The 26,514-nt window shown below is 43.1% G+C and carries 24 protein-coding genes and 2 riboswitches; of the genes, 17 read left to right on the forward strand and 7 right to left on the reverse strand.

Annotated elements, in window-relative coordinates; all coding sequences use genetic code 11:
- Positions 1–118: 118 nt before the first annotated feature.
- Both LQ226_RS19700 and LQ226_RS19705 read right to left on the reverse strand, forming a co-directional pair.
- Entirely contained in the window at positions 119–1,639 is a 1,521-nt protein-coding gene (locus LQ226_RS19700; protein WP_231419750.1) for a multicopper oxidase family protein, read from the reverse strand.
- A 117-nt stretch (positions 1,640–1,756) separates the two neighbouring features.
- Positions 1,757–2,698, reverse strand: a complete 942-nt coding sequence (locus tag LQ226_RS19705; RefSeq protein WP_231419751.1) for a cation diffusion facilitator family transporter — start codon at positions 2,696–2,698, stop codon at positions 1,757–1,759.
- A gap of 152 nt (positions 2,699–2,850) precedes the next feature.
- Here LQ226_RS19705 and LQ226_RS19710 point away from each other — a divergent pair, with 152 nt between their 5' ends.
- From LQ226_RS19710 to LQ226_RS19740, 7 genes are all read left to right on the forward strand, one after another.
- On the forward strand, positions 2,851–3,570 hold the full coding sequence (locus LQ226_RS19710; RefSeq protein ID WP_231419752.1) for a ZIP family metal transporter: 720 nt from the start codon (positions 2,851–2,853) through the stop codon (positions 3,568–3,570).
- Positions 3,571–3,912: 342 nt separating this feature from the next.
- Positions 3,913–5,844, forward strand: a complete 1,932-nt coding sequence (locus LQ226_RS19715) for a fructose-1,6-bisphosphatase (protein WP_231419753.1) — start codon at positions 3,913–3,915, stop codon at positions 5,842–5,844.
- Positions 5,845–6,267: 423 nt separating this feature from the next.
- Positions 6,268–6,621 carry a DUF488 domain-containing protein gene (locus tag LQ226_RS19720; RefSeq protein WP_231419754.1) on the forward strand — a complete coding sequence of 118 codons (354 nt, stop codon included), beginning with the start codon at positions 6,268–6,270 and terminating at the stop codon, positions 6,619–6,621.
- A 293-nt stretch (positions 6,622–6,914) separates the two neighbouring features.
- Entirely contained in the window at positions 6,915–7,364 is a 450-nt protein-coding gene (locus tag LQ226_RS19725) for an NUDIX hydrolase (RefSeq protein ID WP_255688875.1), read from the forward strand.
- 155 nt (positions 7,365–7,519) lie between these two features.
- Positions 7,520–7,621: riboswitch (purine riboswitch) on the forward strand.
- A gap of 73 nt (positions 7,622–7,694) precedes the next feature.
- The gene (locus tag LQ226_RS19730) at positions 7,695–8,633 is read left to right on the forward strand and encodes a nucleoside hydrolase (RefSeq protein WP_231419756.1); all 939 of its coding nucleotides are present in this window, start codon (positions 7,695–7,697) and stop codon (positions 8,631–8,633) included.
- Positions 8,634–8,789: 156 nt separating this feature from the next.
- Positions 8,790–9,641 (forward strand): DegV family protein, encoded by an 852-nt coding sequence (locus LQ226_RS19735; RefSeq protein WP_231419757.1) that lies wholly within the window; start codon positions 8,790–8,792, stop codon positions 9,639–9,641.
- A gap of 70 nt (positions 9,642–9,711) precedes the next feature.
- Entirely contained in the window at positions 9,712–10,083 is a 372-nt protein-coding gene (locus tag LQ226_RS19740; RefSeq protein ID WP_231419758.1) for a hypothetical protein, read from the forward strand.
- A gap of 140 nt (positions 10,084–10,223) precedes the next feature.
- Here the strand turns inward: LQ226_RS19740 and aceA are convergent, their stop codons facing one another.
- Both aceA and aceB read right to left on the reverse strand, forming a co-directional pair.
- On the reverse strand, positions 10,224–11,519 hold the full coding sequence (gene aceA / locus LQ226_RS19745) for an isocitrate lyase (RefSeq protein WP_231419759.1): 1,296 nt from the start codon (positions 11,517–11,519) through the stop codon (positions 10,224–10,226).
- Between the two features lie 15 nt (positions 11,520–11,534).
- A complete protein-coding gene (gene aceB / locus LQ226_RS19750) occupies positions 11,535–13,127 on the reverse strand; it encodes a malate synthase A (RefSeq protein WP_231419760.1) in 1,593 nt (530 codons plus the stop codon).
- Positions 13,128–13,648: 521 nt separating this feature from the next.
- Here aceB and LQ226_RS19755 point away from each other — a divergent pair.
- The 4 genes from LQ226_RS19755 (at position 13,649) to LQ226_RS19770 (ending at position 17,326) form a co-directional block, all read left to right on the forward strand.
- Complete coding sequence (locus tag LQ226_RS19755; protein ID WP_231419761.1) at positions 13,649–13,876, forward strand: hypothetical protein; 228 nt, start codon at positions 13,649–13,651, stop codon at positions 13,874–13,876.
- A gap of 66 nt (positions 13,877–13,942) precedes the next feature.
- Positions 13,943–16,546 (forward strand): bifunctional acetaldehyde-CoA/alcohol dehydrogenase, encoded by a 2,604-nt coding sequence (gene adhE, locus LQ226_RS19760; RefSeq protein ID WP_231419762.1) that lies wholly within the window; start codon positions 13,943–13,945, stop codon positions 16,544–16,546.
- A 151-nt stretch (positions 16,547–16,697) separates the two neighbouring features.
- On the forward strand, positions 16,698–16,892 hold the full coding sequence (locus tag LQ226_RS19765) for a helix-turn-helix transcriptional regulator (RefSeq protein WP_231419763.1): 195 nt from the start codon (positions 16,698–16,700) through the stop codon (positions 16,890–16,892).
- A 5-nt stretch (positions 16,893–16,897) separates the two neighbouring features.
- Positions 16,898–17,326: a hypothetical protein gene (locus LQ226_RS19770; RefSeq protein ID WP_231419764.1), complete on the forward strand. Its 429-nt coding sequence runs from the start codon at positions 16,898–16,900 to the stop codon at positions 17,324–17,326.
- A gap of 118 nt (positions 17,327–17,444) precedes the next feature.
- On the opposite strand, the gene LQ226_RS19775 is transcribed toward LQ226_RS19770, so the two are convergent.
- From LQ226_RS19775 to LQ226_RS19785, 3 genes are read right to left on the reverse strand one after another with little or no spacing between them, the layout of a single operon-like run.
- Positions 17,445–17,594, reverse strand: a complete 150-nt coding sequence (locus tag LQ226_RS19775; RefSeq protein ID WP_231419765.1) for a hypothetical protein — start codon at positions 17,592–17,594, stop codon at positions 17,445–17,447.
- A 21-nt stretch (positions 17,595–17,615) separates the two neighbouring features.
- Positions 17,616–18,395: an ABC transporter permease gene (locus LQ226_RS19780; protein ID WP_231419766.1), complete on the reverse strand. Its 780-nt coding sequence runs from the start codon at positions 18,393–18,395 to the stop codon at positions 17,616–17,618.
- The gene (locus LQ226_RS19785) at positions 18,392–19,309 is read right to left on the reverse strand and encodes an ABC transporter ATP-binding protein (protein ID WP_231419767.1); all 918 of its coding nucleotides are present in this window, start codon (positions 19,307–19,309) and stop codon (positions 18,392–18,394) included. Before LQ226_RS19785 ends, LQ226_RS19780 begins: the two co-directional genes overlap by 4 nt.
- 256 nt (positions 19,310–19,565) lie before the next feature.
- Between LQ226_RS19785 and rlmD the strand changes: the two genes are divergently transcribed.
- The 6 genes from rlmD (at position 19,566) to LQ226_RS19815 (ending at position 26,373) form a co-directional block, all read left to right on the forward strand.
- Positions 19,566–21,065, forward strand: a complete 1,500-nt coding sequence (rlmD, locus tag LQ226_RS19790; protein WP_231419768.1) for a 23S rRNA (uracil(1939)-C(5))-methyltransferase RlmD — start codon at positions 19,566–19,568, stop codon at positions 21,063–21,065.
- 130 nt (positions 21,066–21,195) lie between these two features.
- Complete coding sequence (locus LQ226_RS19795; RefSeq protein WP_231419769.1) at positions 21,196–21,711, forward strand: ferritin family protein; 516 nt, start codon at positions 21,196–21,198, stop codon at positions 21,709–21,711.
- Between the two features lie 86 nt (positions 21,712–21,797).
- Positions 21,798–21,903, forward strand: a riboswitch (SAM riboswitch).
- A 115-nt stretch (positions 21,904–22,018) separates the two neighbouring features.
- Positions 22,019–23,062 (forward strand): methionine ABC transporter ATP-binding protein, encoded by a 1,044-nt coding sequence (locus LQ226_RS19800; protein ID WP_231419795.1) that lies wholly within the window; start codon positions 22,019–22,021, stop codon positions 23,060–23,062.
- The gene (locus LQ226_RS19805) at positions 23,022–23,684 is read left to right on the forward strand and encodes a methionine ABC transporter permease (protein WP_231419770.1); all 663 of its coding nucleotides are present in this window, start codon (positions 23,022–23,024) and stop codon (positions 23,682–23,684) included. Before LQ226_RS19800 ends, LQ226_RS19805 begins: the two co-directional genes overlap by 41 nt.
- Before the next feature lie 17 nt (positions 23,685–23,701).
- Positions 23,702–24,526, forward strand: a complete 825-nt coding sequence (locus tag LQ226_RS19810) for a MetQ/NlpA family ABC transporter substrate-binding protein (protein WP_231419771.1) — start codon at positions 23,702–23,704, stop codon at positions 24,524–24,526.
- A 431-nt stretch (positions 24,527–24,957) separates the two neighbouring features.
- Positions 24,958–26,373 (forward strand): YfcC family protein, encoded by a 1,416-nt coding sequence (locus tag LQ226_RS19815; RefSeq protein WP_231419772.1) that lies wholly within the window; start codon positions 24,958–24,960, stop codon positions 26,371–26,373.
- Positions 26,374–26,514 lie beyond the last annotated feature (141 nt).

Below are 26,514 nucleotides of genomic sequence, written 5' to 3' on the forward strand. Positions count from 1 at the left end.
GTTGGACAAACTATTAAGAACTCTCTTTTTCTTTACTAGTAGACTTATGTTGATTTTTTAGTTATAAGGTAGAGTCGCTTTTGTAAATAGAAAGCACTAGAACCGTCCCTGCTCTTTCTCAATGCCTTACAATATAATAAGGACGCATCATTTCATAATCTTCATGCTCAAGAATATGGCAGTGCCATACAAAAAGGCCGGAGTAGGGACCAAATGTCATAATGATCCTTGTGATCTCATGTGGGTTGGCGCGTACGGTGTCTTTCCATCCTCGCTCGTTTAAATCAGGGAGGGTGCGTGGGCCGGTAGTGACTATTCTTCCTTCTTTATTATAGATGTCAGCATCGAATGGCTGGCGATCGACGATTTGAAATTGTACGAGATGCAAATGGATGGGGTGGGTGGCGTTGGAAACATTGATGAGTGTCCATAATTCTGTGCTGCCTAAAGAAGGTATCTCTGAAATCGGATCTGCCCACACCCGATTATCTAACAAGTGGATCTCACGTCCATAAGGGTCAGGTCTCATATTGAGAAGTAAGTTCCGATTTCTCTGGTAGGTTAGTAGCTTCGGGATAACGGATAATTGAGCTGGGATTGAACTTGTGTCCGGGCATGTAAGAGGTTTGATTACTCGGAATTCCATCACGGGCCCTTCTGGATTAGGGTCTACAGGAGGGAAAGGAGGCTTGGGATTATTCTCGATCACGATAGATTGTTGAAAACTCCCGGAAAAATCAATGATCACATCTGCCCGCTCAGCGGGGGCGAGAAGGAGTTCAGGAACGAGAATGGGCTGCTCTAACAATCCTTGATCCGTACCTATTTGAATAAAGGGTAGTTCGTTTGAGAGGGACAATCGATAGATTCGAGCATTCGATCCATTTAGAATGCGGAACCGGTACCGTCTAGGTTCGACATTCATAAAAGGCCACACTTTCCCGTTCACCAAAATGGTATCCCCTAAAAACTCTGGTACGACGGAAGGATCCACATCAGGAACAGGTGGCTTAGGTTGAGGTGGGTAGTAAAGGCTGCCATCAGAGTTAAAAGAACGGTCTTGAATGAGTAAGGGTAGATCATAAGGGGCTTTTGGCAGATTTAGACAAGCTTCTGCTGGATCATGAATGATGTACATTCCCGCTAGACCGGCGTATATATTGAGGCGGGTAATCCCGACGGCATGATCGTGATACCACAAAGAGGTGCCTTGTTGACGATTGGGATACGTGTACAATTGGTTTGTGAAAAAGGGGCCGACTTCTTGAAAGCCATTCGTAAACCAGGCTTCAGGATAACCGTCACTTGTGTCCGGTGTGATCCCTCCGTGAAGATGGACGACTGTGCGGACCTCGGGTACATCTTTTCCTGCTCCGTGAACAGTGGTATCAATAGGGAGAAAATGTTTCTCGGGCAGTTCATTTTTCCATAATACATGAACCGTTTGATTTCTTTCTACATGGAAGGTAGGGCCTGGATATTGGCCGTTATATCCCCAAACCTTTGTTGGAGGAAGGTCGCGGTGTAGCTTTTGATAGGTTTCCTTCATCGTTACTTCATAATAGGGGGCTTGGTTATAAGAACAAATAGGGTGAATCGCGTTCATTATTGGGAGTTCATCTACAAACTTTTCAAGCATTCGTATCTCTCCTAACGTACATGACGTTCTTCTTCTAACGTATTAAGGGGAGAGGTGAATTAAAACAAGTTTTGATATAAAAGTATCCCCCCAGAACTTGTGTCTGAGGGGGGACTTTTAATGGGAATGATCGTGATGATCATTCTTATTATCATTACAGAGAATTGAATTGTCATGAGGATGGTCACTTGATTCTAGTTGTATAGTGATGTGACCGATTCCCTTTTCACGAAGATCATCTTCTATTCGTTTTAATAAACTTTGACACTCTTCAATTGTAAGGTTTTGGATAACGACAGCGTGGCAGGAAAGTGCATTTTGATCACTGGTAATGCTCCAAACATGCAAGTCATGAATATCTTTGATTTCACCCGTGCTTTGAATGGTTTCTGCAATCTCCTCAAAATCTATATCTTTAGGTGTTCCTTCCATAAGGACATGGACAGACTCTTTGGCTACCCGCCAGCCACTAATGAGAACTAATACCGCCACAATCACGCTGGCTAATGGATCCGCCCATCCCCAATTAAAGAACATGATAAGAAGGGAAGCAACAATAGCTCCAATTGATCCTAACAGGTCACCGAGCACATGCAGAAATGCAGCTCTCAAATTTAAATTATGTTCGGTATCTCCTCGCATTAACATCCACGCAACAACGATATTTACGATCAAACCAATGATACCTATGATTAACATCCCAATAGATGCTACCTCAGGAGGTTCAATAAAACGTTTATACGCTTCATAGAAAATGTAAAGAGAAATCAACACCAGGGTAACCCCATTAAATAAAGCAGCAAGAATTTCAAATCGTTTGTACCCATAGGTTTTACTGTAATTGGCTGCTTTTTCTCCCATAATAAAGGCTAATACTCCGACACCGAGGGATACAGAATCACTCAACATATGTCCTGCGTCAGATAGCAAGGCTAAACTATTGGTTAAGAAACCTCCTATTGCCTCGATGATCATATAAACGGTTGTAATGATAAAACTGATCAATAAAGCTTTTTTGTTTGCTCCATGTGAATGGTCGTGTCCATGGTCATGTCCCATGTTTTATGCCTCCTTTGGGAACTATTTTTTCATTTCAATATATGCACACTTAATCATATGTACATGTTACAAGCATGAAGGAGCAACGTCAAACATAAGTCAGTAATATGGGGAATGGGTATAGAAGTTAAACTAGTAATGGAGAGATGATAATGGGATCTTCTTGGATGTTAGGGGCTATCGCTTCTGGAATCGGCATAGGGATAGGAGGCGCTATTGCTTGGATTTTAAAAGGGCTGAGAATTAACTTTATTTATGCACTATCCGCAGGAATCATACTGGGTCTGCTGTTGTTTGAAATGATTCCTGAAAGCATTGGGTTAGGTGGATGGTGGGTATTTCTGTTAGGCGCCACAATTGGCATAGCTATTTTTCAATACATTCACCGGTCCTTAGACAGGATTACAATTATTACTAGTAGCCCTCAGAAAGATATTCTAGTTCATACAGGAATCCTTTTAACCGTTAGCATATCTATTCATAACTTTCCGATGGGATTTGTACTGGGGTCAAATATTAAGCCAGAGTTAGCCGGAGCTATGTTGTTGACTCTGCTACTACACAATATTCCTGAAGGCATAATAATTTTTACTCCCTTATTTCTATCTGGGTTTGGAATATTAACTTGGATGATAGGTACAGTTATGGTTACGCTCCCTATATTAGTAGGTTCTCTTCTTGGGAAGTTAATCGGCATTGGCTATCCATATTTATTATCTTTTATTATAAGCGCCACGATTTCGGTTATTTTTATGGTAGCAACCCAGGAACTATTTAAAGAGTCTGTGCGCCATTCTTCTCTGCGCTTCAGTTTAATAGTAGGTACAGCAGGTTTGGTTAGTGTTTACTTGTTCATATTGGCGGTAAGCTGAATCTGTGCCTCTGCAAAACTGTGTCATAAACAAAACTCAACAATTTGAATAACAGTAGGGGCTTCTCAGTAGTTAATAAATTATTGAGGAGCTTCTTTTTTGTGTTGGGTTTTAATTATAGATACCAAATTTTTATGTGTACCCCTTCTCCTGCATATTCACTATGCAGAGGTGGTTCTCTGATAAATAGAGCGTGATAGAATTGTTCGCGCACTTCAAGCGGTTGAATATACAACTATTGAATCTATTCTAGGAGAAGGATGTCATTTATAATAGAATCACATAACAGAATTTGTGCTGAACGACCAGTACTCGAAGAAGAATGAAGGGGGATTGGGTAATTTGGATTCGAAACTATTAGATTTATTAGCTCAACGATATGATAGTGAGGAAGAAATCGTAACGGCGATTACGAACCGGGAAGCGATTTTACACCTGCCAAAGGGTACCGAGCATTTTGTTAGTGACTTGCACGGGGAATACCACGCCTTTCAGCATGTGCTGCGGAATGGTGCTGGAAAGGTAAAAGAAAAGATCATGGATATGTTCGGGGATGAATTATCGGATCAAGAACTGAATGAATTTGCCTCATTGGTGTATTATCCGGAAGATAAAGTGAAGTTAATCAAGGTTCGGATGAACAATGCACAAGAGTTGAATCAATGGTACACCGAAATCATTGACTATATGATTCGACTGCTCCCTTACGTTTCCTCGAAGTACACTCGTACGAAATTACATAATGCATTGCCGAAACAATTTGCCTTTATTATTGAAGAGCTATTGTATAAAACGGGGGATCATTTCAATAAGGAACAATACTATACGAAGATGGTTCAACAGATTATTTCTCTTGGACAAGCGGAGAAGTTGATCGTCGGCCTTGCGTATACGGTCCAAAGACTCGTTGTGGACCACCTGCATGTCGTAGGGGATATTTATGATCGTGGTCCTGAGCCGGATAAAATTATGGATACCCTTATCGATAATCATTCCGTTGATATTCAGTGGGGGAACCACGATGTACTGTGGATTGGTGCTTTCGCCGGGTCAAAGGTTTGCCTTGCCAATATTATTCGTATTTGTGCACGTTATGCTAACCTGGATATTATTGAGGATGCGTACGGCATCAATCTTAGACCCCTTGTGAATCTGGCAGAGAAATATTACGAGGATAATCCGGCGTTTAGACCTAAACTACAACAAGACGAAGAAATGTCTGATTTTGAACAAATCCAAATTGCAAAGATTCATCAAGCCATTGCGATCATTCAATTTAAACTAGAAAGCCCGATTATTAAGAGACGACCTGATTTTCATATGGAAGACAGGCTTTTGCTTGAGAAGGTTGATTATGATGCTGATGAAATTACGCTCCGTGGGGAGACGTATCCTCTCGAGAATACGTGTTTTGCAACGGTCGATCCAAAACAGCCTACAGCCTTATTAGAGGAAGAGATCGAAGTGATTGATAAGCTTCTATTCTCTGTCCAGCATTCAGAGAAGTTAGCTAGGCATATGAATTTCCTCATGAAGAAAGGCAGTCTGTATTTGAAGTATAATGGGAATTTACTCATACATGGCTGCATTCCGTTAGATGAGGAAGGCAATATGGCCGAAATGACAATAGGGGATCAAACCTATGCGGGCCGAGAGTTATTAGATGTCTTTGAGTGGTATGTCAGGTATGCGTTCGCCCATGTTGAAGAAACAGACGATCTGGCAACCGATATTATCTGGTATCTGTGGGCCGGGAAGTATTCATCCCTCTTCGGGAAGAAAGAAATGACCACCTTTGAAAGGTATTTTATTAAGGATAAACAAACGCATAAGGAGATTAAGAATCCTTACTATTATTTACGTGAGAAGCAAGAGGTTTGCCGTGACATCTTAACAGACTTCGGTTTAGACCCTGATCAGGGACACATCATTAATGGTCATACTCCTGTTAAGGAAATCGAAGGGGAGAACCCTGTGAAGGCAGATGGGAAAATGATTGTCATTGATGGTGGGTTCTCCAAGGCTTATCAGTCCACGACAGGAATCGCCGGGTACACGTTACTCTTTAATTCATACGGTATGCAGATTGTGGCTCATAAACAATTTACCTCCAAAGAAGCTGTCTTGGAAAATGGGACAGATGTATTGTCTGTAAGACGGTTAGTCGATAAAGAACTAGAACGAAAAAAGGTACTCGAAACAAATGTTGGGGAAGAGTTACAGCAGGAAATTTCGATTTTAAAAAGTCTTTTGGAGTATCGTTATATGAATTGATGTTCTCAAGATATGCTAGGGTCATGGTGACGAGCACATCCCATTAGCTCTTTGGATTGTTATTAGAAAGGAGGATACCTGTATTTGTGCTTTATCTTTAAAGAAAAATTTAATAATTGGATTAGTTGGGCTAGCTATCTTAATTGCGCTATCTTTATTCGCAACTCAATCATATTTCAATAAAAAAGAAATAACTGCTGCAAATGAAAAGTGTCATGAGGTTAATGGCAGTCCTGTAGTACATACATCGAAATTTAATTTGAGCTATTCTTTCGAGTGTGAAAATCCGGGTAAGTAACTTAATGAACGTTAAATTAAAGACGCTCCTCATCTAGACCTGCTGTTTGTTCAAGGTTAAGAGAGGGGAAATAGGTAGTAGACGATCATAATCTATTCTCAAAACTTAAAGCAGAGGTGATGGGGATGTCTGTAGTATTGAGAAGGATCTATGAAGAGGACAAAATCTTAGGTGGCCATCGGGTACTCATCGATCGAGTATGGCCGAGAGGAATATCTAAAGAAGATGCGCATTTGGATGAATGGATCAAAGAGATCGCGCCTAGTTCTTCTTTACGCAAATGGTTTGATCATGATCCTGATAAGTTTGAATCCTTTAAAGAATCCTATCAAAGAGAACTTAATGAGAATTCCGAGGCGAGCCATAAGCTGAATGAGCTAAAGGAAATAGCCTCTGATAATAGGGTCGTTTTACTCTTCGGTGCTAAAGATAAAGAGCACAATCACGCAGTAGTTTTGAAAGAAATGATCGAGAAGTAAAGAAATCGGAGCTTGTTCTTCTACTAAACGTTTAACAATAGGAGTCCTAAAAGAGGGGTCTCAATAGGTGAACAACCTGTTGAGGGTCCTCTTTTTGTTTTTTTTTGACCCAGGTGATTAAAAACGTGTACGCATGCGAGCGTTTCCTGCATCACGTTACGAATAGGAAGCGCTAGAACCGTCCCCGCGCTTCGGCTTTTTCCATCATTTTAGTGGGACTGATTGACTCTTGGAGAATGATAGTATCGAGGTTTATAATTTAGGGACAACTTAAATAGAAAGGTGCCTATGCGATGTTCAAATACACAGTTTGCTTTGTGAAGAGGAAAGATAGAATCCTGATGCTTAATCGAGAAAAAGCGCCTATTATGGGCGTATGGAATGGAGTAGGCGGTAAGGTGGAGGAAAATGAATCACCTGATCAAGGTGCTTTGCGTGAGGTTTTTGAGGAAACAGGCATTAAAGTAGAAACGTTTTTCTCTAAAGGTACGGTAACCTGGGAAGATCACAACGGTGAACTGGATGGGATCTATGTTTACTTGTATGAGGTGGATGAACATTTTACATACGAAACCCCCTTAAAAACTCGTGAAGGTATTCTGGAATGGAAGTCTATTGATTGGATCCTACATCCCAAAAATCTTGGAATCGCAGAAATGGTTGCTCAATACTTATCGGTTCTATTGACGGAAAAAGGTATCCATTCATTTACCTATAAAGGTGGTCATATCATTATTTCTTAGATCACTCACTTCATTTTTCGAATATAACTGCAATCGTATTCATTCAAGGAGCATGGGGGCGGGCACTTTTGCATGAAGATTGGCGGGTTCAGTGAACCTGATTCTGTGATTGTCGAATTGTGTTGCCTCCGTTTACCCCCTATGCTAGAATGAAGGCAAATTAAATCAGCATTCCTTATATATATGTGGAAAGATGGCCCACACGTTTCTACCCAGCTGCCGAATAAAGCTGGACTATAAGGAGAGAATCGCGCGGTGCGACCTCTTTCCTTTTTTATTTATGGGAAAGAGGTCTTTTTTTATCGTGCATACAACGAGAGGTGGAGTTAGATGATGAAGAATGTATATTTAAACCATGATGGTGGAGTCGACGATCTTGTGTCGCTTTTCCTTTTATTACAGATGGATGATGTGAACCTGACAGGGGTGGGCGTTATTCCTGCCGATTGTTATTTGGAGCCTGCTGCTTATGCGAGCCGTAAGATCATCGACCGGTTCGGACATGGGAAGTCGGTTGAAGTTGCGGCATCGAACTCGCGCGGGGTTAACGCGTTTCCGAAGGACTGGCGCATGCATGCGTTTTATGTGGACGCGCTGCCGCTGTTGAATGAAAAAGGAAGCATCGATGCACCCCTTGCCTCCGTTCCGTCTCACGAGCATTTGATCAAGACGCTCCGTAAAACGGAGGACAAGACGACGCTCGTGTTCATCGGACCGCTTACGGATCTTGCCCGTGCACTGGATAAAGCGCCGGATATTGAAGATAAGATCGAGAAGCTGATCTGGATGGGCGGAACATTCCTTGAGGTTGGAAACGTTGAAGAACCGGAGCACGACGGAACAGCGGAATGGAATGCATTTTGGGATCCAGAAGCGGCGAAGCGTGTCTGGGACAGCTCTATTGTCATCGACCTGGTCGCTCTTGAGAGCACGAACATGGTTCCGTTAACGCTCGACGTTCGCCAGAAATGGGCATCAGAGCGCGAAGATCTGGGAATTGATTTTCTTGGTCAGTGTTATGCGATGGTTCCACCGCTTGTCCATAATCAGACGAACTCGACTTACTTTTTGTGGGACGTGTTGACGACGACTACGGTCGGAAATGAAGGGCTTGTGAAGAAAAGAACAGTGAAGAGCATCGTCCATGACTCTGGGGTCAGCCAGGGAAGAACGGAGTTGTCTGAGAACGGCCGCGAGGTGAATCTTGTGTATGAAGTGGAACGTGATGCGTTCTTTGAATATGTGACAGAGTTATCAAGACAAGGATAATGGAAGAAGACTACTCCCTTAAGAAAAGGGTCCTCAATAGGTGAACACACTGTTGAGGACCCTATTTTCATGGCTTTTTCCTCAGGTTATCTCGTGTATAATAAATACATAAAGTAGGAAGAGGGAACCAGTACTTTACTCCAAGGGGGACAAAGAATGAGAAGGATCATCTTATCAACTGAAAGCGGTGCTGACTTACCAAGGGATTTAGCGGAGAAGTATGATGTTCAAGTAGTGCCTATGCACATCATCATGGATGGTGAAGATTATTTAGACGGTGAGCTTCCGGTCCGGGATATTTATGACTACTATGAACGCACGAAGAAGATCCCCTCTACGACCTCCACCAATGCTCACGAGTACGAAGAGTTCTTTACCAATATAAGAGAGAAATTCCCGGATTGCATCATTGTACATATTGGATATACATCAAAAGCGTCTTCTTCTTTTCAAAATGCTGTGATTGCAGCGGAGGAATTTGAAGACATCTACCTCATTGATGCTCTGAACGTTACGGGAGGATTAGCTGCGATTGTATTGTACGCCGCTAATGTATTAGAAGAAGAACCTGACATTAAACCGGAACAGTTAGTTGAAAAAATAAAGGCCATCGTTCCTAACTCAAGGCTTTCTTTCATACCAGGCAGCCTTGAGTTTCTTAAAGCGGGAGGACGAGTCAGCAATATGGCTTCTTTGATTGGAACGTTGTTGAAAATAAAGCCATGCATAGAATTGAAGGATGGAAAGCTAATGTCTACAAAGAAGTACCGTGGGAAAATGAGTGGAGCTACGGAAAAACTCTTTCATGATTACGTAAAGGAATTCAATATTGATCGGAAGCAACTGTATTTTATCTACTCAATAGGTCTTGATGAACAGATCAAGCAGCGGATGGAGGAGGTTGCTAAAGAAGAAGGATTCGACAATATAAGATGGATCCAAGCGGGCGGTATGATCTCGACCCATTCTGGACCCGGGGGATTTGGTGTAGCGGGGTTAGAGCAATAGCTCGGTGAAAGCTATTGATCGTAAGTCGTATAAAAAGGAGGGGAGCTATCCTCCTTTATATTGGAGGGTTATGATGAAGCTAATCGTAGGTAGTCTCCTTATTGTTATGAGTATTGTCCACGTCATTTATGGTGAAAAAATGCAAGTGGATGAAATAAAGAAACTTCATGCTAGCAACATATTAATGGGATCGTTTAGAGTAATGTCTTTACAGGGCGGGATGCTTCTATTTGCAGTGGGGATCGTAGAGATCTTAACGTTTTACAATTTAATTGTATTATCAGGGGTTGCAGCATATATCCCATTAGGCATTCTTTGTTTGAATGTAGTATCCCTTCTCACCGTTTCTCTCATTAAACACCCAGAATTGATCAAAGCTACAATCCCTCAGCTTCTAATCTTTCTAATCATCATAATTCTTGAATTACTGAGTGTTCGTTAGCTTTCAAAGTGGCGCATGTTAGAGGTAGGGGGGAGATTTCTGGCGCCTATATGTTTTGCTTCATAAAGATTCTTTTACACGCGTTAATATTTCTGCTTTAAAAAGCCTTCCGAAGTGAGGAAGGCTTTTAGTATACATCTTTATTTCGAGTGAATGTTTTCATCTAGGAACTGCTCTTCCTCCGTAGACCCCTTCAAAGCCACGGTCGAAGACGTCCCGCCAGAGATCACTTGTGCCACTTCATCAAAGTACCCTGTTCCAACCTCACGCTGGTGGCGCGTTGCGGAATAGCCGTCTTGCTCACTCGCAAATTCAGCCTGCTGTAATTCGGAATAAGCTTCCATGCCTCTTTCTTTGTACTGTCTCGATAGCTCGAACATGCTGTGATTGAGGGCGTGGAACCCAGCTAGTGTGACGAATTGGAACTTGTAGCCCATCTTGCTAAGCTCTTGTTGGAACTGAGCGATCGTTTCATCGCTCAATTTCTTCTTCCAGTTGAAAGAAGGGGAGCAGTTGTAGGCGAGTAATTTGCCTGGGTACTTCTCATGAATGGCTTCTGCGAACTGTTTCGCTTCATCAAGATTTGGCTCAGAGGTTTCGCACCAGACCAAATCAGCATAAGGGGCATAAGAAAGCCCGCGCGCAATGGCCTGATCGAGGCCTGCCCGTGTTTTGTAAAACCCTTCAGCTGTTCGTTCACCGGTAAGGAAAGGAGCATCTTCTGGATCGATGTCGCTTGTGATTAAGTCAGCCGCATTGGCATCTGTACGGGCGATAATGATCGTCGGAACGCCCATGACATCAGCTGCGAAGCGTGCTGAAATTAAATTCCTGACAGCGGTTTGAGTAGGGAGCAATACTTTCCCGCCAAGATGGCCGCATTTCTTCTCTGATGAGAGCTGATCTTCGAAGTGGACAGCTGAAGCACCGGCTTCAATCATGCTTTTCATCAGTTCAAACACGTTGAGCTGCCCACCGAAACCTGCTTCTGCATCCGCCACAATCGGAGCAAACCAATCGATTTCGTTATGTCCTTCCATATGATGAATCTGATCGGCCCGCTGAAGCGCCTGGTTAATACGTTTCACCACTTGAGGGACGCTGTTGGCTGGGTACAGGCTTTGATCCGGGTACATATGACCTGATAGATTTGCATCAGCGGCTACTTGCCAACCGCTTAAATAGATAGCTTTCAGCCCAGCTTTTACTTGCTGCATTGCCTGGTTACCCGTTAGCGCGCCAAGGGCATGCACATATGTTTCTTCATGAAGGAGGCGCCAAAGTTTTCTCGCCCCTTGATCAGCAAGCGTGTACTCGATATCAATCGAGCCTCTTAACTTAATCACATCCTCTGCATCATAAGGACGCGTCACATGTCCATATCGGCTCTCATCGTTCCATGCTTTCAATAGTTTCTCTATACGTTCTTTCGTCATCTTCTACCATCCCCCTTAAGATAAATGCTTATAGGCTTCGAGCGTTAAAAACTCAGCGAAATCGTCATCTTGAACCAACGTATCGAATAAAGCTTCAGCCTCTTCAAAAGATCCCTCCTGAAAGGCCTCAAGGCCAACTTCTTGTTCGATCGCGATCATTTCTTCCTTCTTCCATTGCGTCACTAATTCAAGAGTGACCTTCCTGCCATCATCCAAGATTCCCTTAGGATGACGAATCCACTGCCAGATTTGAGCACGGGAAATCTCAGCCGTTGCAGCGTCTTCCATCAGGTTATGGATCGGGGCTGCGCCTCTGCCGTCGAGCCAGGAGGCCAAGTATTGAATTCCAACATTGATATTCATCCTGACGCCACTTTCAGTTATAGATCCTTCTGGTATCTCAAGTAAATTCGCTTCTGTAATCTTGAAATCCGTTCGTAATCGACTGATCTGGTTCGGTGTACACATGTGCTCGTTAAAGACGTCCATTGCCGTTTCGACCATGGCAGGGTGAGCGACCCATGTACCGTCATGGCCGTCCGTTACTTCTCTTTGTTTATCGGATTGGACTTTTAGAAATGCGTCTTTGTTTCGCTGTTCATCGTTCTTTACAGGAATCTGAGCGGCCATTCCTCCAATCGCTGGCGCTCCTCTCCGATGGCAAGTTTGAATCGTGAGAAGAGAATAGGCTCTCATAAAAGGACTAGTCATCGTTACTTCAGAGCGGTCAGGGAGAATGACATGTGGATCATGACGGAATTTCTTCAGATAGCTGAAGATGTAATCCCAACGCCCGCAATTTAAACCAGCCGAATGGTCTTTCAGTTCATACAGGATTTCATCCATTTCAAATGCGGCCAGGATCGTCTCTAGTAAAACCGTCGCCTTAATGGTTCCGGCCGGAATGTTTAAGGTTTTTTGAGAAAATAGGAAGACATCATTCCACAGCCTTGCCTCTAAATGGTTCTCAAGCTTCGGCAGGTAAAAGTAAGGCCCTGAGCCTTTCTCGATGAGCTGCTGCGCGTTATGAAAGAAATAAAGTCCAAAATCAACTAAGCTCGCAGAAGCGGTCTCGCCGTTTAAGTTCATATGCTTCTCCTCAAGGTGCCAGCCTCTCGGGCGAACCATTAGAGTAGCGGTGTCTTTCTTTAATGTATACACTTTGCCCTTGTCATTCTGGAAAGAAATCGTTCCCCTGATAGCATCTCTAAGATTGATCTGCCCTTGAATCGTATTGCCCCAGGTAGGGGAATTGGCATCTTCGAAATCCGCCATAAACACCTTAGCCCCTGAGTTCAGTCCATTGATGACCATTTTTCGATCAACAGGCCCTGTTATTTCAACCCGCCGATCCTGCAAATCACGGGGGAGAGGAGCAACGCGCCACTCCGTCTCTCGAACAGAGGCAGAGTCTTTCGGGAAGGAAGGTTTCACTCCCGTGTTTAATTGGCTCTGGATTTCTCTCCGCTTTGCTAATAGCTCTAATCTTCTAGAGTTAAAACGATGATGAAGTTGTTCTAAGAAAGCTAAAGCCTCCGGTGTCAATATCTCAGCAAAGGAAGGAGAAAGCTCTCCCTCCACCACCCAGTTGTTTGTTATCTTTTCCACACAAACGCCACCTTTTTAAAGGATTCAAAACCTTTTGTTGTTGCTATAAAACAGAAGCTACTCATCTTTCTTAGAAAGACAACGATCGCATTCCATCATGTACGTATAAACCTGCGCCTTCGCCTCTGTACCACACTGAGGACAAGAAACCGTCCCTTTTTGATCTGAATGTTTCATAATTATTCGCTCCTTTTATATAACAAAATTTTAATTTTGCTAACTGTGATGGTACAGATTACGCAAGAGGGCTTGGATGTGTAACTGTTATTTTCATTATTTCGGAAACTCTTAGTTTAGAGAATGTTTCCGTTAGCTTTTATGGGATGTAAGGCGTGCCTGGAAACTACTCGCTTTCCTGTGGGGAGCTAGTGAGCCTCCTCAGACGCCCCCAGCTCATACAAACGTAACGGCCCTATACTCCAAAGATTCGATTGTTCACAAATTTGTGAAATGTTTCACAAACCGTAAGCACTCTCTGGTGATATGATATAACCAACCAAAGAAAACAAGGAGTGATAACCATGATCCTCTGCAAATGGCAAGACTTCACCACGGACACTGAAACCTACACACTTGAATTGTTTGAACAAAGTTTAGGCGATGAGTTTAAAGCAATGATGTTAGAGGATGGAGAAGAAATCCCATCATATATCTGGACGACCAATCATGTTGTGATGATTAAACAGAACGCACGGATGTATAAAGATATTTCCTTTGTTAAAATTCCGCGTAACCCAGTTTGTGCTTAAGGGATAAGAAGTGCTTTTTATAAATAATCATGTGAAATAATTCACAATATTATGGGGGGTTTAAAAATGGCTGTTGAGGAAAAGCAGTTAAAACTCGAAAAGGCTTCAAAAATGGTGGACGTACTGGTGGCAAATGGGAAAAAGGCTTTAGTGGGAATGAAGGAACTGAGCCAGGAGCAAATTGATTTCATAGTGAAGGAAATGGCTCTTGCTGGATTGGATCAACACATGCCCCTTGCGAAATTAGCAGTAGAAGAAACAAAACGCGGGGTTTATGAAGATAAAATTATTAAAAACTTGTTTTCAACGGAATACATTTATCACAACATTAAATACGATAAAACTGTCGGCGTCATCAACGATGTAAGGGAAGAGGGCATGGTAGAAATCGCAGAGCCGGTTGGTGTGATTGCTGGTGTGACACCTGTTACGAATCCAACTTCAACGACTATGTTTAAAGCGATTACGTCGATTAAAACAGGAAATCCGATTATCTTTGCTTTCCATCCTTCTGCTCAGAGATGTAGTACAGAAGCAGCCAGAGTGTTAAGAGATGCAGCCGTTCGTGCTGGGGCACCGGAACACTGTATCCAATGGATCGAGGCTCCTTCTTTAGAAGCGACGCAGCAACTGATGAATCATGATGGGATCTCTTTAATTCTGGCTACAGGTGGTGCTGGAATGGTGAAGTCAGCCTATAGCTCAGGGAAACCAGCCCTTGGAGTGGGGCCTGGTAACGTTCCTTGTTATATTGAGAAGACCGCGAATCTAAAACGATCCGTGAATGACCTGATCCTTTCCAAAACGTTTGATAATGGAATGATTTGTGCATCTGAGCAAGCAGTCATTATTGATCAAGAAATCTATGAGGACGTTAAACAGGAAATGATCGATAACAAATGCTATTTCTTAAATCCTTCCGAACGAGCCAAAGTCGAGAAGCTGGTTATAAATGAGCATTCCTGTGCCGTTAATGCAGATATTGTAGGGAAGCCAGCCTTTGAGATTGCCCAAATGGCAGGGATCACGGTTCCTGAAGATACAAAGATGTTAGTAGCAGAATTAAAAGGAGTAGGCCCTAAACACCCACTATCCCGCGAAAAGCTTAGCCCGGTTCTAGCCTGTTACCGAGTTCATTCAACAGAGGAAGGGTTCAAAAGAGCTGAAGAAATGCTAGAGTTTGGTGGGTTAGGTCACTCCGCTGTCATTCACTCAGAAGATCAAGGGGTCATCGATGCTTTCGGATTAAGGATGAAAGCGGGCCGGCTTATTGTAAATGCTCCATCCTCACAAGGGGCTATTGGCGATATTTATAATGCTTACATGCCTTCATTGACACTCGGATGCGGAACCTACGGAGGGAACTCTGTTTCAACGAATGTTGGTGCTGTTCACTTAATTAATGTCAAGAAAATGGCGAAACGAACCAATAACATGCAATGGTTTAAGATTCCTCCTAAAATTTACTTCGAGAAGAACTCTATTCAATATTTAGCGAAGATGCCGAAGATCTCAAGAGCCTTTATCGTGACAGACGAAGGTATGGTGAAACTGGGATATGTAGATAAAATCTTGCACTACTTACGGAAACGTCCAGATTATGTGCACTGTGAAATCTTCTCTGATGTTGAAACGGATCCATCTAGTGACACAGTGATGCGTGGGGCGGAAATGATGAAGCAATTCCAGCCAGACGTGATTATCGCATTAGGTGGAGGATCCGCGATGGATGCCGCCAAGGGAATGTGGCTCTTCTACGAACAACCAGACACAGATTTCAACGGGTTAAAGCAGAAATTCTTAGACATTCGAAAACGTGTATTCAAATACCCTGAACTTGGATTACAAGCCCAATTTGTAGCGATTCCTACCACATCAGGAACAGGTTCAGAGGTCACATCCTTCTCGGTTATTACCGATAAAGAAGAGAATGTGAAATACCCGTTAGCTGATTATGAGCTCACACCCGACGTTGCCATTATTGATCCGCAGTTTGTGATGACCGTACCAAAAGTCGTCACTGCCGATACAGGCATGGACGTCCTGACTCATGCGATTGAAGCGTACGTATCGAATATGGCAAACGATTATACAGACGGACTTGCGATGAAAGCAATCCAGCTTGTGTTTGAGTATCTGCCAAGAGCGTACCGGAATGGAGATAAGGATGAAGAAGCTCGTGAGAAGATGCATAATGCATCAACGATCGCTGGAATGGCTTTTGCCAATGCATTCTTAGGGATTAACCATAGTTTGGCTCATAAACTAGGCGCTGAGTTCCATATTGCACACGGGCGGTCAAACGCCATTTTGATGCCACACGTCATCCGTTTCAATGCACTGAAACCGACGAAGTTTACGGCCTTCCCTAAATATGAACACTTTAAAGCTGATGTCCGCTATGCTGAAATCGCTCGTATGCTCGGTTTACCAGCTCGTACGACCGAGGAAGGCGTTGAGAGTTTAGTGCAAGCCATTGTGAACTTGGCTAAGGAATTGAATATCCCAATGAGCATAGCTGAGAATGGGGTAGATGCAAAAGAGTTTGAAGCCAAGGTAGATCGATTAGCCGACCGTGCGTTTGAAGACCAATGCACAACGGCAAATCCTAAATTGCCGCTCGTAACAGAGCTAGCAGAAGTTTATCGTCAAGCGTATAAAGGGGTCTAACAAAGGACCGTTTTTAAGCCTTCTACACGTGTAGAAGGCTTTTTTTCATGGGGAGAAAACGGGTGCTGGTGTCTCTCTTCACCTTACAAAATGTAAACTATATGCAACATTTTGTAAGGTGCTGAATATGAATATAGAGGAGGTGGATGCATTGAGAAACAAACAGATGAAGATCGCCCGGGTGGAGTCTGAATTATCTCAAGAGCAATTAGCCGAGATTGTCGGAGTCACGAGGCAAACCATTCATTTAATCGAAGCCGGAAACTATAATCCTAGTCTTAAATTGTGTTGTGCCATATGCAAAGCCTTAAATAGAACGTTAAATGATTTATTCTGGGAGGAATGATGAATATGGAAAAGGTAGTAAAAGAAACAAAGTGGGCGATCCTTATTTTGATCCTTGTTAGCATAGCCCTTCTTGGAACCTGGGGTGTTGTAAACGTTTATGATTATAACTTAGTTAATCAGAGTGCTCTTCTGGCGTTATCGCTTATTCCTTTGAGTGCAGCCCTCGCTTCTTACATGAAACTGACGAAAATAAAGAAGAATCCTAGTTTGATGGTATCCGAGACGGATGAGAGGCTTGTCTCACAGAAAAACGAAGCCGCTGCCCAAACATTAAAGGTGCTTCAAGCTGTGTTGTTCTTCCTCTATTTGGGATACACGTTTATGATCCCGGAAGACGTCTTTACGTCCATTGTTTGGTGGCTTGCGTTAGGTCTTTTCTTCTTTTCGATATTTGCTCCCGTTATGTTTCGCCATATTGGAAAGAAGGACTAATAAAGCTTGAGTAAGGATCTTTTTTCAAATAAAAGACTATGCAAAAGCACCCTAAGATATCTTATCTAAGGGTGCTTGCTTTCATTATTCGCTATTCTCTTTTAGAAAAAAGATACAGTTACCAAAATATCCCGATAATAGCCGTAATCGCAACGGCTGCGCCGGCGATAATGCTAGCCACTTCGGTCGTTGTATTGCGATTGGGTTTTTTTAGGTCTTCGACTTCTCTTTTTAATTTCTCGAATTCTTCTCGTGTAGGATGATCCAATTGAATGGCCTCCGATCTAGATTATAGGATGTCTTGCTTTTGGAATCTGTAGAAACCAATGACGGCTAATACGAGAGAGTATACAAAGATGATCGTCAGCGAAAACAGTAAACCTTCTCCAGCCCCCATCACCATTTCCCCAGGGTTATTGATAAGCGTATTATCGCTATATACCTGGAGCGTAAGGTTTGGGTAAATAAAGTAACTTGTGTTCCAGTTTAGTAATTCGAGAATGCCTGTCACCATGCTACCTGCTGTATCGATGACAAAGAATAAGACAACCGCCACGACAGTGCTCTTAAACAAGGTTCCAACCAGAACAGAAAGGCAAAGGTAAAACACGTAGACAGGAATTTGATAGAGACAACTTAATACAGCTGTCATGAAAAGATTCTCAGATGCTTGTGATGCATCAAACATTAACACTGAGACAAGGAAGATCACAATGTTAAAGACGACCATTAGAAGTAATGTAGCCAGGAACCCACTTATAAGTTTGGACCCTAGAAGTGAAAGGCGTGAAATGGGTCGAATAGCCAGTTGCTTGATCGTCCCTTTATGAAATTCACTTGTAATGGAAGAGGTGGTTATAATGACGCCATAAAACAGCAGAAACAATCCGTTAATGAAAGACTGGGAAAGCGTAAGGAATGTCCCGGCTGTCGGTAATGCATTTTCATCCAAGAAGATGCGAAGAGAAATGGATAGAATGAGGTACAAGCCAATTACAATGATCAGGAACCATTTCACTCGGTTTCGATACCAGGTCTTTAACAGCTCATTATAAATTAAAGAACTCATGCGTCTTCACCTCCTGTTAGTTCTAGGAATTGATCTTCAAGGGTATCTTTCAGGATGACTTCATATAACAAGATCCCACGGTCTGTAGCTGCTTTAATAATGGTTGGAATCTGATCTTGCTCAATTCCTGAGAGCGTTATGTACTTTTTATCTTCTTCGACTCTCCCGTATTCCTCGAGTATAGGGATAAGGTCCGCGTTAGAAGTAGCACGGAATAAAGCTTTCACTTTCTGCTGTTCCGACTTAGAGGAATCAGTCATGGAGAACTGTTTTACAAATTTTCCATCCTGGATAATCAATACTTCATCGCACATCATCTCTGCTTCTGATAAGAGGTGAGTGGACACCAGTACTGTAACTCCTTCTTCGTCTGCTAAGGTTCTGAGGTAGCTACGCAATTCCCGAATTCCTTTTGGATCGAGCCCATTGGTCGGCTCATCAAGGATAAGGATAGACGGTTTGTGAAGAAGTGCCTGTGCAATGCCGAGCCTTTGCTTCATACCTAAAGAATACGTCTTTACTTTATCCGTAATGGCCTTTTCCAACTCTACGAAACTTACAAGCTCGTTGATTCGTTCTCGTGAAATCTTAGGCGTGTGCATACGGCTGAAGTGCTGCATGTTCTCGAGTCCTGACATGAGATTGTACATTTCAGGATTTTCAACGACAGCCCCGATGTTTGAAAGAGCTTTGTTTCGCTCTGTCTTCATGTTCGCTCCGTTTACGATAATTTCTCCTTTGTCAGCGTGGAGAAGACTGACAAGCATACGAATCGTTGTTGTCTTCCCGGCTCCATTTGGCCCAAGGAATCCATAGATTTTCCCTTTATCGAGTTCGAAGGAAAGGTCATCAATAATCGTTTTTTTCTTAAACGACTTTGATAGATTTTTAACTATAAGTGGTTTAGATGACAAACAATCAGCCCCTTTTTATTTTCCTGTCTTCCTTTACGGTTGTGGTAAATAAAAGGTTTCAAACCAATTTAAGGAACACAACTCCAACCGTACCATAAACTTACATTTTGTGGAATGAAAATTGGTAGATCAAGAGGAAACAGTGGCTCGGAATGGAGGTTATATCCAAGGGGACTGGAGTTCTCACTCGTTTTACTGTTTGCTCCCTGTAGTATATAATGGAGTGTCAAAGAAGAAGAAAAGTTGGGAAGTGCCTATGAATAAACGAAAGAATAACGGATACAAGAAGTCTGGGAATAAACCTAGAAACAAACCCAATAGATCTGAGAAGCCGTACGGTAAACATTCACAAGGAAGTCGTGGAGACAGCAAGTCAAAAGGAAAGCGCAATGCGCCTGATAAGCGTAAGCGTGGCGGCGGGAAAGCTGTAACAGCTGAAGTCACCTGTTCTGGCCTGACTGCTGAGGGGAAAGGGATTGCTCAGTGGGAAGGGAAAGAGCTTGAAGTCCCGCATCTCTTACCTGGAGAGAAGGCTGAAGTCCTTGTTTCGAAACAGGGCCCCTATGTAAATGCGGAAGTGAAGCGGGTCGTTACCCCGGCAAAAGAACGGGTGGAGCCACCTTGTCCGTATTACTATCAGTGCGGAGGCTGTCAGCTTCAGCATATGACCAATAACGCACAAGACCGTTTCAAGCAGAGAACGATTGATAAGCTAATGAAGCCATTTGGCAAGCCCCAACCGATTCTGACGATGGACCACCCGTATGATTATCGAAACAAGAGCCATACAACATTTGGTCTGAATCAAAATCGTCAGGTCATTGGCGGACTGTATGCCCAGAACAGCCATGAGATCATTCCGATGGACCGTTGTCTCATTCATGATCCGAAAGCTGATGAGATTGTGAACACGATTAAAGACTATCTCAAGAATTCAAAAATGCAGCCTTACAATGAAGACACTGGACAAGGGTTTCTGCGTCACGTGCTCATTAAGGTCGGTAAGGTCAGCGGAGAGATTATGGTCGTACTCGTTACTGCGTCGTCTGAGTTTAAAGGGAAGAACAATTTCGTGAAAGCTTTACGTAAAGCTCACCCTGAAATCACAACCCTTCTGATGAACGTGAACAATAAGAAAACGTCTATGGTTCTTGGTGATCAGGAGAAGGTTCTGTTTGGTAAAGGGACGATTACAGATACGCTTGGTGGAATGGAGTTTGAGATCTCGGCGAAGTCGTTCTATCAAATTAATCCGGTTCAGACGGAGAAATTGTATGGAAAAGCCATTGAAATGGCTGAACTTAAAGGGAATGAAACCGTGATTGATGCCTATTGCGGAATTGGTACAATCGGTCTTATTGCCAGTCAGAAAGCTGGAAACGTTATTGGCGTTGAACTGAACAAAGACGCTGTCCGTGACGCGATTCGTAACTCGAAGCGTAATGGTGTGAAGAATGCCAGGTTCTATCAGGGCGACGCTGGTGAATTTATGGTAAACATGGCTTCAAAAGGTGAGAAAGCCGATGTTGTCATCATGGACCCGCCACGAAGCGGTAGTGACGAAGCGTTCTTATCAAGTGTCGTGAAGCTAAAGCCCAAACGCGTCGTGTATGTATCGTGTAACCCAGAAACACAAGCTCGTGATCTGAAATACTTGGTGAAGAACGGGTATCAGGTGGATGGCATTCAGCCAGTCGACATGTTCCCACAAACGTACCACGTAGAATCAGTTGTGAAATTAGTACGGAAAGATTAAACAGGAAACCGATTAGGGTTTCCTGTTTTTTTATGCCTACAATTCCTCTATAGCCGTTTTGTCTTTTAAGCATGTTCTATGATGCTCTTCATACACTAAATTATGAATCTGTGTATAAAGGGGGAGAGGTATGAGTTATACCGTTCCAGGAGGGCAGCCGCAGGGGAAGTCAGGCTTTGTGACGAGCAAGATCAGAGAAGCGATGGTTGCAGAATTAACGGCCATCAATGAGTATGCTTCTCATATTGCGAACTCAAAAATGGAAAAGGTGAATAGGGTCTGGAGAATGATCATGTTAGATGAGAAAAAGCACTACGGCATGTTTCTAACGCTTTTGCGGAAATATGACCCGATGCAATATGAAGCGTATCTCTATTATCAGAATCACCCCATGAAAGGCGATGGACCAATTCAGCCTTATACACCCGATTATAATGATCAGATGATCTTGAATCTTGTTAGAAATGATATTAAAGGTGAGCTCGAAGCAGCCATTCTTTATGATGACTATGCTTCTAAGATTCCTTATGCTGATGTGAAGCAAGTCTTTCAGGTTATTAGCCGGGATGAGAAATATCATGTCGAGCATTTAACCCAACTGTTACTTCATTATGATCCCGATCCTTATAATGGATTGAAGGAATAATTTTTTGATGGAAAGTTCAGAATATTATTTACAAAAGTAGATACATGCGTTAAAGTGATAAAGTATAACTGAATAGACGATTTCAATTCTTATCAAGAGTGACCGAGGGATAGGCCCGTTGACGTCACAGCAACCTTCCTAATGGAGTGGTGCTAAATCCGGCAGAATGAAGAACATTCTGGGAGATAAGAGTTTTGCAGGTCTTACATTAGCGAAACTCTCTTCCAAATGGAAAAGAGTTTTTTTATTTTTACAAGACTTATCTAGGGCAATGAATAAACAACAGTTAAGAAATGGGGGGAGATCGATGATTTCAATACAGCAGTTGAGTAAAACGTATGAATCGAAAGAAGGTACCGTTGTAGGGGTAGACAATGTATCGCTACATATCAATCAAGGAGAAGTGTTTGGGATTGTTGGATATAGCGGAGCTGGAAAAAGTACGCTCTTGCGTTGCCTGAATATCCTAGAGCGTCCAACAAGTGGCACGGTGACGATAGATGGAATCGATCTCATGTCTCTATCATCTAAAGAACTAAGGAAAGCACGTCAATCAATTGGAATGATCTTTCAGGGATTTCACCTTGCAATGGCCAAAACCGTAGCAGAAAATGTAGGGTTTGCCTTAAAGGCGGCTGGGGTGGGGCGTGTTGAGCGTCAGCAACGAGCGGAGGAGCTGCTCGAGCTTGTTGGTTTATCTGATAAAGCCAACCAATATCCAGCACAGCTGAGCGGAGGTCAAAAGCAGCGGGTGAGTATTGCTAGAGCTCTTGCGAATAATCCGAAAGTGCTACTGTGTGATGAAGCGACTTCAGCTCTTGATCCAAATACAACCCAGTCCATTCTTCAGCTTCTGAAGAAGATTAATCGGGAACTAGGACTCACCATTGTATTGATTACGCACGAAATGGAAGTTGTGAAAGAAATCTGCGACCGATGTGCCGTTATGGAAGAGGGCAGGGTCGTTGAAGAAGGAAACACCTACGATATCTTTGCTCATCCAAAGAATGAGCTGACCGAGCGGTTTATCAAGACCGTCATCGACTTTACGATTCCTGAGGCCCTTCTTAAGAAGAGTCAGGGGACGATTGTGTTATTGAAATTCACGGGAGAGCTAGCTGGTGAAGCGATCGTATCTGATCTGCTGCAGGAACATAGGATTCGAGGGAATATCCTTCACGGAAAGATTGACTATATTCAGGAGAAACCGCTTGGCACCTTCGTCATGGAATTAAAAGGAGACGACCAGGAAGTGAGCCTGGCCCTCGCAAGTTTACGAGAAACATTAGGTGAAGTGGAGGTGATAGAGAATGATCGATCAACTGATTACACTATGGCCAGAGCTGAGTAAGTCTTTCGTTGATACATTAATCATGGTAGGCATTGGATTAGTCGTCTCATTTATCGTTGGATTACCACTCGGGTTACTCTTATTTGTAACGGATCGAGATTTGTTCCTTCAGAATAAATGGGTGAAGAGTATAACTGGTGTCATCGTTAACCTTGTTCGTTCGGTTCCGTTTATTATTCTATTAGTCTTTTTGTTTCCGTTTACCGATCTCTTATTAGGAACAACGACAGGGCCAGTCGCAGCTTCTGTTTCATTATCAGTAGCCGCAATTCCGTTCTATGCACGAATCGTGGAGTCGTCCGCTAGAGATATAGACCGAGGTGTGATTGAAGCCGCCATCTCTTGTGGAGCGTCCCCGTGGTTAATTATTAAAGACATCATCTTCCCTGAGATTAAATCAGGGCTGATCAGCGGGTTAACGATTACCGCAATCAGTCTCGTTGGCTATTCAGCCATGGCCGGAACGATTGGAGGCGGTGGTATCGGGGATTTAGCGATCCGATATGGATATTATCGTTATGACAACTTCGTTATGTTTACGACGGTTATTCTCTTAATTGTCATGGTTCAGGTTATTCAATACGTGGGAGATTTCACAGCAAAATCAGTCAAAAAGAGCTAATAAAGGAGAAGATTCTAATGAAAAAATTATTCGCACTAGGTATAGCCCTATTAACCCTTACCGTGTTAGCAGCTTGCGGAGAAGACGAAGGTGCAGACGCTTCTGGGAAAGAGACGATTCAATTCGGAGCAACCTCAGGTCCATACAGTGATATGGTCACAAAAGCGATCGCTCCCCTTCTAGAGGAAAAAGGATATGAAGTGAAAAACAAGGAATTTACAGACTATGTACAGCCTAATAAAGCATTAGCAAGCGGCGATCTTGATGCAAACCTCTTTCAACACGGGATTTATTTAGAATCCTTTGCAAAAGAACATGATCTAGATTTATCTGAAGTGATCATTGTTCCTACAGCCCCGATGGGGATTTACTCCAATAAATATGAAGACATCGAGAGTATTGAAAAGGGAAGCTCCATGGCCCTTCCCAATGATCCGACCAATTTAGCCCGTGCCTTAATCATTTTAGAAGATGAAGGGTTAGTGAAGATCAAGGAAGACGTAGACCCTCTTCGCGCTTCGTTAAGGGATATTAAAGAGAATCCGAAAGAGCTAGAATTTGTTGAAGTAGAAGCGGCTCAGCTTCCGCGACTTGTGGATAGTGAAGACTTATCCCTTGTTCCAGGGAACTACGCTCTTGCAGCGGACATGGATCTATTAAATGCGTTAGCGCTTGAGGACATGCCGGATCAGTATCGTAACCGGGTAGCGGTGAAAACAGAAGACTTAGATTCTCAGTTTGTGAAAGATATTAAAGAAGTGATTGAGTCGGATGAGTTTGAGGAGATTATTGATGAGGAGTTTCAAGGGTTTGGTAAGCCGCAATGGATGAAAGAACAGTAAGGGGTGGAAGACTACTTTCCGGATGGAGAGTAGTCTTTTTTGTGCAATCTATTAATGTTAATTCGGCCGTTACGTTTAATGAGTGGTTGGGGTGGCTGGGGAACGACTCGCTTTCCGCGGGCGAGCTGTCGAGCCTCCTCGCTCACTTCGTTCCCTCCGGGGTCTCGTCGACCTCTTTCTCCCGCAGGAGTCTCCCCGTTCCCCAGCCACCCCTGGCTATTATTTTTGTGAACGGCCTAGTAGCTTAAAGCTTACGGAAGTTATCTTAATAATTCTTTGAACAGCTAAGAGACGTGGGAGGATTTATTCTACTTAACATTTATTAAAATTTTGCAAATATTCAATATTATTAATATAATATACAGTATCTTCCTTATATGTACCGCGTTGTAAGAGGGAGGATGAATATTTATATGGAGGGATGTTTTGGCATGAGTTCACCAGAGAGGGGTTTGGAGAGTCAAACGGAGAGAAATGGGAAGTGGGAGATGCCGGATACGTATGTGATTTTATTTGCGGTATTAATTGTAGCGTCGATTGCGACTTATCTGGTTCCATCTGGTTCTTTTGAAAGGGAAACGATTGAGGGGGTAGAGCGGGTTATACCTGGTACATATAGTGAGGTGGATGGGAATCCGGCTGGTTTTATGGATATCTTTCTTGCCTTACAAGAAGGGATGGTTCAGTCTGGAGGGTTAATCTTTCTTGTTCTGTTTGCAGGAGGGGCGTTTGAAGTGATTGAGCGTTCTGGTGCGATTAAAGGTGGAATTATCAGGGCTGTGAACAAGACGAGAGGGAAAGAGTTCTGGCTCATTGCGATTGTATCTACCTTGTTCGCTCTTGGTGGAGCTGTTGGGGCTGTTGCGAATTCGGTTATTCCTTTTGTGGCAATCGGGGTGATCATTGCCAGAGCCTTGAAGCTGGATGCGATTGTAGCGGTGTCTATTACATTTGGAGCAACGTTTGCCGGGTTTAATGTTGGCTTCTTAAATCCATATACCGTAGGAATTGCCCAATCTATAGCGGATATTCCGCTTTTCTCGGGGATGCTTTTACGAATTATCGCTTTTGTCTTTATTGTAGGAGCCACGATTCTTTATACATGGGGTTATACGAAGAAACTGCTCCATGATCCTTCAAAGAGTCTGGTCGGGATACTAGATGAGGAGGAGGCGGAAGAAGATTTAAAGGCGCCCTTTACCGGGCGACATAAGTGGATCCTTGGGTTCGTTGGGGCTGCGCTATTGTTCTTTATATTTGCGACGATTCAGTTTAAATGGACGATCAATCATATGGCTGCTTTCTTTATTATCATCGGGCTTGTAGCCGGAATCATAGCAGGGATGAATTACAATAAGGTGGCACTCACCTTTCTAGAAGGATGTCAAAAGCTTGTTTATGGTGCGTTGATTATCGGGGTGGCTCGGGCCATTTTAATCGTTATGGAGGATGCGAGCATACTCGATACAGCTGTAAATGCTTTATCTGTTCCACTGGAGGGACTAACGCCTGTTCTTTCTGCGCTCGGGATGTTTGTGGCCAATGGGGTCTTGAATTTCCTCGTTCCATCTGGGAGTGGACAAGCTATGATCTCTATGCCGATCTTGTCTCCATTAGCGGATATGGTCGGTATTACGAGGCAAGTAGCTGTACAGGCCTATCAATTCGGTGATGGCTTCACGAATAGCATCTTCCCGACGTCAGGCCCACTGATGGCCAGTCTAGCCGTAGCGGGAGTTCCATGGATTAAATGGGCGAAATGGATGCTTCCGTTATTGCTGATATGGGTTGTTATTGCGGTGATTATGCTAACAGTAGGGGTCTTGATCAATTGGGGGCCGGTTTAATGGAGAATCCTGCTGCTTAACATGTAGAGGAAGATCACTTAATCGTTAGAGAAGACCACCTGAGTAGGTGGTCTTCTTTATGTTGGTTTGGAAATTGGAGAACTTCCTGATATCAATGGTAAAATTATGAAACCACGAGAG

Source organism: Pontibacillus sp. HN14 (assembly GCF_021129245.1).
Lineage (GTDB): Bacteria > Bacillota > Bacilli > Bacillales > BH030062 > Pontibacillus.

Bases quoted from the DNA above. Each gene is read 5' to 3' on its own strand.
- LQ226_RS19740 (WP_231419758.1), top strand. From the start codon at position 9,712: ATGATGAAGCTAATCGTAGGTAGTCTCCTTATTGTTATGAGTATTGTC.
- LQ226_RS19800 (WP_231419795.1), top strand. From the start codon at position 22,019: ATGATTTCAATACAGCAGTTGAGTAAAACGTATGAATCGAAAGAAGGT.
- LQ226_RS19720 (WP_231419754.1), top strand. From the start codon at position 6,268: ATGTCTGTAGTATTGAGAAGGATCTATGAAGAGGACAAAATCTTAGGT.
- LQ226_RS19735 (WP_231419757.1), top strand. From the start codon at position 8,790: ATGAGAAGGATCATCTTATCAACTGAAAGCGGTGCTGACTTACCAAGG.
- adhE (WP_231419762.1), top strand. From the start codon at position 13,943: ATGGCTGTTGAGGAAAAGCAGTTAAAACTCGAAAAGGCTTCAAAAATG.
- LQ226_RS19810 (WP_231419771.1), top strand. From the start codon at position 23,702: ATGAAAAAATTATTCGCACTAGGTATAGCCCTATTAACCCTTACCGTG.
- LQ226_RS19795 (WP_231419769.1), top strand. From the start codon at position 21,196: ATGAGTTATACCGTTCCAGGAGGGCAGCCGCAGGGGAAGTCAGGCTTT.
- LQ226_RS19710 (WP_231419752.1), top strand. From the start codon at position 2,851: ATGGGATCTTCTTGGATGTTAGGGGCTATCGCTTCTGGAATCGGCATA.
- LQ226_RS19705 (WP_231419751.1), bottom strand. From the start codon at position 2,698: ATGGGACATGACCATGGACACGACCATTCACATGGAGCAAACAAAAAA.
- LQ226_RS19700 (WP_231419750.1), bottom strand. From the start codon at position 1,639: ATGCTTGAAAAGTTTGTAGATGAACTCCCAATAATGAACGCGATTCAC.
- LQ226_RS19815 (WP_231419772.1), top strand. From the start codon at position 24,958: ATGAGTTCACCAGAGAGGGGTTTGGAGAGTCAAACGGAGAGAAATGGG.
- LQ226_RS19730 (WP_231419756.1), top strand. From the start codon at position 7,695: ATGATGAAGAATGTATATTTAAACCATGATGGTGGAGTCGACGATCTT.
- LQ226_RS19805 (WP_231419770.1), top strand. From the start codon at position 23,022: ATGATCGATCAACTGATTACACTATGGCCAGAGCTGAGTAAGTCTTTC.
- LQ226_RS19770 (WP_231419764.1), top strand. From the start codon at position 16,898: ATGGAAAAGGTAGTAAAAGAAACAAAGTGGGCGATCCTTATTTTGATC.
- LQ226_RS19725 (WP_255688875.1), top strand. From the start codon at position 6,915: ATGTTCAAATACACAGTTTGCTTTGTGAAGAGGAAAGATAGAATCCTG.
- rlmD (WP_231419768.1), top strand. From the start codon at position 19,566: ATGAATAAACGAAAGAATAACGGATACAAGAAGTCTGGGAATAAACCT.
- LQ226_RS19755 (WP_231419761.1), top strand. From the start codon at position 13,649: ATGATCCTCTGCAAATGGCAAGACTTCACCACGGACACTGAAACCTAC.
- LQ226_RS19780 (WP_231419766.1), bottom strand. From the start codon at position 18,395: ATGAGTTCTTTAATTTATAATGAGCTGTTAAAGACCTGGTATCGAAAC.
- aceA (WP_231419759.1), bottom strand. From the start codon at position 11,519: ATGACGAAAGAACGTATAGAGAAACTATTGAAAGCATGGAACGATGAG.